Below are 7,546 nucleotides of genomic sequence, written 5' to 3'. Positions count from 1 at the left end.
CCCGAATATATCGCCAAATCCTTCTATCCGTCCGATCTGTTTCGGCAGACTGGATTGCAGGCGGTGGGCAGCCGCCCGCGCCGCATCAAGCCAGCCAAGAAATCCAAGGGACGGGAGCCTCAGGAAACGCTCACCACGGAGCTGTTCGTGCTTGGCCCAAAGGATGCGTTCCGTTCGTGGGAACGGTCCCTTCCCGCCTGGGTCTCCGGGACGCATCTTGCGGAAGATATGGTGACGATTGAAGAGATTGCCGCTCCGACGGCGCGTGACAAAATCAAGGGTCCGCTTCCCAAAAGCAAGGACGCGGTGTTCGAAGTCGTCCTTCACACCGATCAGCTTTTCGGAGAAACTGAGGCTCTCCCTGCATTTCAAAAGTATGTCCGGTCGCTCGGTATCGATCAGAAGTTTGACAAGCGCTTTTATGCAGGCGGGCTGTGCTTCCTCGAACTTGAGGCGCCGGTCGCACTCGCTGACGAGATCGCCACGTTCACGATCGTTCGCGCGTTGCGGGAGATGCCGCGGCTTCGAATTCTCCGTCCGGCTTTTCGTACATCCGGCGTGCCGTCGCAGTCACTGACGCTGCCAACGAAACCCGCCCTCGACCCATCCATCAAGACTGCGATATTCGATGGCGGGCTTCCGGCCACGCATCCGCTTGGCCCTTGGTCAACAGCGATCGACGGTCCGCATGTTGGCGCGTCACATCCCGAACTGCTTAAACACGGGCTGCAAGTTACATCGGCGCTGCTATTCGGACCTCTCGATCCAACCAAGCCTGTGCCGGTCCCCTACTCCAATGTCGATCACTACCGCGTGCTCGATATGACGCCCGGGCAAAACCCGCACGAGCTCTACGAGGTTCTCGAACGCATCGACACCGTTCTCAACAATACCGACTACGACTTCGTCAATCTGAGCCTCGGCCCGAGTCTCTCCATTGAGGACGACGATGTCCATGCCTGGACCGCAGTGCTCGACGAACGGTTTTCGCAGGCCGACACACTGGCAACGATCGCCGTCGGCAACAATGGCGAAGGCGACGCCGCCATGGGGTTCAACCGCATCCAAGTGCCGGCTGATTGTGTCAACGCACTCGCGATCGGCGCCGCAGATTCTCCAGATACGCCTTGGCAGCGAGCGGCATATAGCGCCGTAGGCCCCGGCCGCAGTCCGGGCTTGGTGAAGCCGGATTTTGTCGAATTCGGCGGCTCGATGCAAAGACCTTTTCTCGTTGTCGCGGAAGGCGGGGTCAGCAAACTGGATCCAACCGGCGGAACGTCGTTCGCCGCTCCGAGCACGCTCCGTCTCGGGACCGGTATTCGCGCACATTTCGGGCACAATCTCAACCTGCTCGCCGTGCGAACGCTGCTCGTCCACTCGATTGAGGCGAGCGAGATTCCGCACAACGAAGTCGGCTGGGGGCGCCTGGCGCGCAATATCGACGACATCGTTCTTTGCGAGGACGATATGATCCGTGTGATTTATCAAGGCAAAATTTCGCCCGCGAAATACATTCGGGCGATGGTGCCGATGCCCGACAGCGAATTGTCCGGCATGGTCGAGATCACGGCGACGCTTTGCTACAAATGCAACACTGATCCGCATCATCCCGGCAATTATACGCGTGCGGGTTTGCAGGCGACCTTCCGGCCGCATGACGAGAAGTTCAAGAAAGACGATCAGGTTCACCCGAATACCAAGTCGTTCTTCGGCGACCCCGGACTCGGCGCCGGGGAAGACGAACTGCGCCGCGATGCCTGGAAATGGGAGAATTGCCTGCACGCGAGCAGACGGCTCAACGCGAAGAGTCTCAGCCGGCCATCTTTTGACATCCACTACAATGCGCGTCTCGAAGGCCGGAGTTTCTCGCCGGCCGAGCAGCTTCCCTACGCACTCGCCGTGACAGTCCGCGCGCGCAAGATCGCAGATCTTTACGACCAGATCGTACGAAAATACGCCACGGTGCTGGAGCCCATCAGGCCGGTGGTTGACATTCCGGTGCGGACATAGGGAGGCTATTTCGAACTGCGAAGGAACCGAAGATATTCCAACAGTTTGACGTCTTCTTCGGGTGAAAGATTGAGCTCTGTAAAGCTGTTGCGCGCCGGCTTGTGCGCCGAAGTCTTCGAAGTGACGGCGTAGCCCGCCATCTGCATCAGCTGCTCGTAGTTTATTCGGTACACCTGCGCGAGAACATGGAGCACGTTGGGCGACGGTTTCTTGATCTTGCCGTTCTCAATCTGGCTCAAATACGCGTTCGAGACTTCGCGTTTTGTGGCTGTTTCGACCTCCCGCAGTTTCATGCCGCGGTCTTCACGAATCGAGGCCAAATACTGCCCAAGGCTTGCCTTCAGTTCAGTTTTTCGTTCAATCGTGTTATTCATTCTTCACCATAACCGTTTGATTCCTTTCGGATTATAACACTTTTTGCTCAGTCTGTCAAGCGTGCTAATTTCTGCTTGACGTTCTTAGCAAGCTTCTGCTAGTATGCAGAAAGTTGCCGGCAAAGGGATCGGCATCGCCACTTGAAGGAACATAAAAATGGATACCCACGAGAACGGGATCGATCCCGGTGAAGAACAGGTCCTCGACGACATCATCGACCTCGAGGAATACGCCAAGCTTGGCAAGCAGCCCCCGCTCGCGAAAGGATACCGGCTGCAGGTCAACGGCAAGCCGTATGTCATCCTGAAGCCGAATCCGACCGGCGAGGAAATCCTGACGCTGGCGGGTCTCCTGCCCGCCAAGGACTATACGCTCCGCCTCAAAATGGCGGGCGAGCGCCCCGAGAAGATCGGGCTGCACGAACCTATCGACCTGCGCCGCAAGGGTATCGAAAAGTTCAAGGCCTTGCCCCGCGACCAGACGGAGGGCTGACAAGATGTCCCTGCGCCGCAACTTTGAACTCGGGGAGGAGGACGAGGCGTTCCTCCAGCAGTATGAGCGTCCGTGGGAGACCATCATCGACGGATCGCCATGGGTGCTTATCCACGACTTTCCCGTGCCCAAGGGCTACGACCATGACAAGGTCATAGCGGCGATCCGGATCGAATCCGGCTATCCGCATGCCCAGCTCGATATGGTTTACTTCTATCCCGGACTCCAGCGCATCGACGGGCAACCGATCGGGCGCACGGAAGCACGGCAGGCCCTGGACGGAAAGACGTTTCAGCGCTGGTCGCGGCACCGCACGGGAGCGAACCCGTGGAAACCCGGCTTCGACAATTTGGGCACGCATATCTTCCTCGTGGAAGAATGGCTTGAGCGAGAGTTCGAAAAATGCCCGGCAAAATGAGCCTCGCCCTATCGGGCGATCAGCACGCTCATCTGAAGAGCTTCCTCTTCCCCGGCGACGGCTGCGAAGCCGTCGCTATTCTTCTTTGTGGCCGCCGCAACGGTGACCGCGTGCACCGGCTGACGGTACGCGAAATTCATGAGGTTCCATACGATCAGTGCCTTGAGCGTTCGCCAATTCGCGTGGTTTGGAGTCCCGATTACATCGCGCCGATCCTGGAGAGAGCCACCGAGAAGGGGCTTTCTATCATCAAGGTGCACAGCCATCCGGGCGGATATCCTGAATTCTCGGACATCGACGATGACGGCGATCACCGGCTTCTACCGATGATCCGCGGCTGGGTTGAGGCGAATATCCCGCACGGCAGCGCGGTCATGTTGCCTTCTGGTGAAATGTTCGGCCGCGTGCTGCTCGACTACGGCGTCATGCGTTCCTTGAGCTGCATCAGCGTGGCGGGCGATGACCTCCTCTTCTGGTATCCGAACAGCGGCAACGTCGAGGTTCCGAGTTTCGCCGCCTCGCATGCGCAAGCGTTTGACGAAGGCACGATCGAACGCCTTGGCAAGCTTTCCATCGGCGTTATCGGCTGCTCGGGAACGGGCAGTCCTGTGATCGAGCAGCTGATGCGTCTTGGGGTCGGCGAACTTGTCATCGTCGATGATGATGCGATCGAAGATCGCAACGTCAATCGGATCATCAACTCCACAATGGAAGATGCCCGGCTGGGCCGGAAGAAAGTCGACGTGATCGGCGACGCCATCGACCGAACCGGTGTTGGCACCAAAGTCATTCGGCTGGCCCAAAATCTGTGGGACCCGGACGTCGTCCGTGCGCTTGGACAATGCGATGTGCTCTTCGGTTGCATGGACACGGTTGATGGACGCTACCTGCTGAACTGTATCGCAACCCAGTATCTCATCCCCTACTTCGACATCGGAATAAGGCTCGACGCCGTACGTGATGGGTATAATCGCGGACAGATTCGGGAAGTGTGCGGGACGATCCACTACCTACAGCCAGGCCGCTCGTCGCTGATGAGCCGCGATCTGTTCTCGATGGATGACGTGTCGGCCGCGGGACTACGCCGCACAGATCCCGAGGCGCATCTATTGCAGGTCGAAGACGGCTATATCAGAGGTGTCGCAAATCGCCGACCCGCCGTGATCAGCGTAAACATGCTGGCCGCGGCACTTGCCGTTGATGAATTCCTCGCCCGGCTTCACCCGTTCCGCGAGCTGGTCAATCGGGAGTATGCAAGCGTTACGTTCAGCCTCGCCAGCATGGAACTGATCACCGAGCCCGAAGTAGGAATATGCTCTATCCTGTCCTCGAAAGTGGGCCACGGCGATGTCCGCCCGCTTCTGGGCATACCAGAGCTCGGAAAGCGGACTACATGACCTGGCTGATTCAGTTTCTGGCGTGGCTGCTTTCGCTCCCGGGGCGCTGGTTCGATCGACCATACAAGACGATCGTCGTGCGGATCGCACTCCCTGGAAAATTGCGTAAGAAGACCCTCTACGTTGTCGAAGAAGACGGCTTCGAAGAACAAGCCGCAATGCTCTGCCCTCGCTGTCACGACCACATCCTTCACATGAATCTGCTGCCCGACGAGCGACCCTGCTGGAAAGTGACGCGGCATGAAGACGGCACAGCGACGCTGCACCCCTCCGTCTGGAGGAAAAAGGATTGCGGTGTTCACTTCTGGTTCCGTCATAGCCGTGTCGAGTGGGTGAAGGAAACGACGACGCTGCAATAGGTTGGTAATCCCATGGACGTTACCCTTCCTCGCTCCGTCGAAGAGATAGGACGGCCGAGCGTGGCTTCCTTCTCAGCCTTTCAAAACGGATGCACGACCCAGCGACACAGGCTATGTTGCCCCGTCCGGCCGAGGTCGTCGAAGGGGGAGGCATGACATGCAGGCAATGCCGATAGCGCATCAAGCCGCGCAACCCGTGGTCTCCCTGACCGGCTATCCGGCCGCCGTGCTGTGCTGGCTGCTTTCGGCTGGTGTCTATATCGCGGCCAAATGGGTGGCGCCTGAAATGCCGCCCTGGGGCCTCTGCTTCTGGCGGCTGACGCTGGCCTGCGCCATCCTGCTGCCGATCGTGCACCGTCATCACGACGCGATGATCGGGCTTTTGCGAACGCGCGCCGTGGAGGTCGTCGCCGTGGGGGCGATCGGCCTCACGCTGTGCCAAGGTATGATCTACCACGGCCTCAACGACACCGACGCCACCACGGCCGGCATCATCATGGCGCTGTCGCCGGTCATGACGATGGTGCTCGCCCGTTTTGTGCTTGGCGAGCCGCTCGGCCTGTGGAAGTCGCTTGGCGCCCTGGTTGCGCTTGCCGGGATGATCTTCATCGTTGCCCATGGCAACCTGACGGCGCTGCTGCAACTCAAGCTCAACGCCGGCGAGCTGTGGATCGTCGGCAGCGCGTTCTGCTGGGGCCTCTACACCGTGCTTTTGCGCCGTGCCAAATTCGGCATCGAACTCCTGCCGATGGTCGTGCTGCTGCTCGGCGCCGGTGCGCTGGTCGCCTTGCCTTTCCATGTGTGGGAATTGTTCAACGACGAACGCTCCGCCATGGACGTCGACAGCCTTCTCGCACTCGCCTATCTGGCAGGTCCCGGCGGCGCCTTGATGTACTATCTCTACAACAAAAGCGTGCAAACGCTGGGCGCGAGCCGGGCGAGCATGCTGCTCTACCTGCAGACGGTGTTCGTGGCCATGCTCGCCTATCTGCTGCTCGGCGAGGGCTTGCACGATTACGATCTGGTCGGTGCGGCCTTCATCGTCGCCGGCATCGTACTCGCCACAATGGTCAAGCCCAGGCCGGCTCAACCACGCGTGGCGTAGAAATCTCGCGGGTGACGGCTGTGCGGCGGGCAACAAAAAACCCGCCTGCGCGGCGGGTCACTGGCGCAAATCAGCACCATAGGCAAAAATGTAGCATAGCTGCCCTCACCGGTCAAGAAAAAATTCCTATCCACGTCAGCCAAGGTGCCCGCCGGACACATGCATTCCCGGGCCAGCGGCGCACTTGCGGTGGAGGCCGACATTCAAACGAAAGTAAATTCAGTTCCAACTTGACGGAACATTAGCTAGAGCTAATTGTTGATCTGTGCGGCAGGTGGTGCCCTCCATCGCCTGCCGAAGATCGGCCGTCCGATCGGCCCGCGTCCTCCGCCAGAGGCGCGGGCTTTCGGGCCGGGTGACCGGCCAGCCCTCGCAACGGTAGTTCTGTCCTCAGCTTCCGGTCATTTCGCCAGTCCCTCATCGGGGTTTCGCCGCCTTTTGGCCTTCAGGCTGCGGGCGGCTTGCTCGATTGCCGCGCGGTCATTGCCCAGGCGGTCGAGCAGTTCCTGCGCCTCGTCGCCCGATATGCCGGTGCGCACCGCCAGCGCCTCGACCTCCAGCACGTCGGAGCTGGCGATCTCGCCGGTTTCGGGCAGCGCGTCATCCGCCGTCAGCGGCAGGGCCGACTCGCGGTCGATCTCCGCCTCGGCCTGGTGCCAGTGCCGCTCAGGGTCGCCGTGCATGCGGCCTTCCCGTTCCCAGATCTGGTAGGCGCGCTCACGAATTCTGTCGTCCCGGTCGTCGCTCATGGTCAGTCCTCCTTGGGGTCAGGGTTGAACGCCGCGCCAGTGCGGACGCTCCGGAAAATCCGCGCGATCGGATCGCCATGCCGGGCGGCGCGCGGGGCTACTGGCATTGCCGTCTCGGGCCGCCTGAATAGGGCTGGTAGGAGTTGTCTTCCGGGCGGTAGGAGCGGTAGCGGCTGAAGCAGGAATCGACATGGTCGGCCGAAAGTGCGGCGCCGCCATCGTCGGCAACGTAGACGCCCAGGCCGGCGCCGTTTTCGTCGCCATCGCCGGCGGCGGGCAAAACAGCCTGACCGGCGGCTTGGAGATAGGGCGAGATGCAGGGGCGCAGCTGCCCGCTGTAGGAGCGATAGCTGTTGTCGTCCGGATGGTAGGAGCGATAGCGGCTGGCGCACCAGGCGAGATGCGAAGGCGGCAATTCGGTCGTCGTGGGCGCGATCGCGCCGGTGACCGTCGGGTCGGGCGGTGTTTCCTGCGGTTTGGCGGGGATGTCGGGCGGCGCGGACTGTTTGGCCGGCAGGCGTTCGAGGCCCTGCCCGGCCTTGTTCACCGGCCGCGCCTTTTTGGTCCACAGCTCCGCCACGCTGACGGTGGCCGTCGCCTGGCGCGGCGGCTTTGCGGCAAGCAGCCAGGCCGCAAAACCC

The 7,546-nt window shown here is 60.6% G+C and carries 9 protein-coding genes; 6 read left to right on the top strand and 3 right to left on the bottom strand.

The window, feature by feature from the left end:
* Nucleotides 1–2,010, top strand: a 2,010-nt coding sequence (locus EN906_RS16055; RefSeq protein WP_164777195.1) for a S8 family peptidase, incomplete at its 5' end; no start/stop codon positions are given.
* A 5-nt stretch (nt 2,011–2,015) separates the two neighbouring features.
* Here the strand turns inward: EN906_RS16055 and EN906_RS16050 are convergent.
* Nucleotides 2,016–2,384, bottom strand: coding sequence for a helix-turn-helix transcriptional regulator (locus EN906_RS16050; protein ID WP_127268630.1), 369 nt, complete (start codon nt 2,382–2,384; stop codon nt 2,016–2,018).
* 157 nt (nt 2,385–2,541) lie between these two features.
* On the opposite strand from EN906_RS16050, the gene EN906_RS16045 reads away from it, so the two are divergent.
* From EN906_RS16045 to EN906_RS16025, 5 genes are all read left to right on the top strand, one after another.
* Entirely contained in the window at nt 2,542–2,877 is a 336-nt protein-coding gene (locus EN906_RS16045; RefSeq protein WP_127268631.1) for a multiubiquitin domain-containing protein, read from the top strand.
* 4 nt (nt 2,878–2,881) lie between these two features.
* Entirely contained in the window at nt 2,882–3,295 is a 414-nt protein-coding gene (locus EN906_RS16040; protein ID WP_127268632.1) for an E2/UBC family protein, read from the top strand.
* Nucleotides 3,280–4,692 (top strand): ThiF family adenylyltransferase, encoded by a 1,413-nt coding sequence (locus tag EN906_RS16035; RefSeq protein WP_236382736.1) that lies wholly within the window; start codon nt 3,280–3,282, stop codon nt 4,690–4,692. Before EN906_RS16040 ends, EN906_RS16035 begins: the two co-directional genes overlap by 16 nt.
* Nucleotides 4,689–5,051 (top strand): DUF6527 family protein, encoded by a 363-nt coding sequence (locus EN906_RS16030; RefSeq protein WP_127268633.1) that lies wholly within the window; start codon nt 4,689–4,691, stop codon nt 5,049–5,051. Before EN906_RS16035 ends, EN906_RS16030 begins: the two co-directional genes overlap by 4 nt.
* Nucleotides 5,052–5,208: 157 nt before the next feature.
* A complete protein-coding gene (locus tag EN906_RS16025) occupies nt 5,209–6,156 on the top strand; it encodes an EamA family transporter (protein ID WP_127272007.1) in 948 nt (315 codons plus the stop codon).
* Nucleotides 6,157–6,557: 401 nt separating this feature from the next.
* Here EN906_RS16025 and EN906_RS16020 read toward each other — a convergent pair whose 3' ends face one another.
* Nucleotides 6,558–6,905, bottom strand: coding sequence for a DUF2934 domain-containing protein (locus tag EN906_RS16020; RefSeq protein WP_027035205.1), 348 nt, complete (start codon nt 6,903–6,905; stop codon nt 6,558–6,560).
* Between the two features lie 97 nt (nt 6,906–7,002).
* The coding region (locus EN906_RS16015) for a BA14K family protein (RefSeq protein WP_164777194.1) at nt 7,003–7,546 on the bottom strand (544 nt) is incomplete at its 5' end.

The sequence above is a fragment of the Mesorhizobium sp. M7A.F.Ca.CA.004.06.1.1 genome (genome assembly GCF_003999135.1).
Taxonomy (GTDB): Bacteria; Pseudomonadota; Alphaproteobacteria; order Rhizobiales; family Rhizobiaceae; genus Mesorhizobium.
The sequence above is the reverse complement of the archived record's forward strand: the minus strand, read 5'-3'. Positions and strand labels throughout refer to the sequence as shown.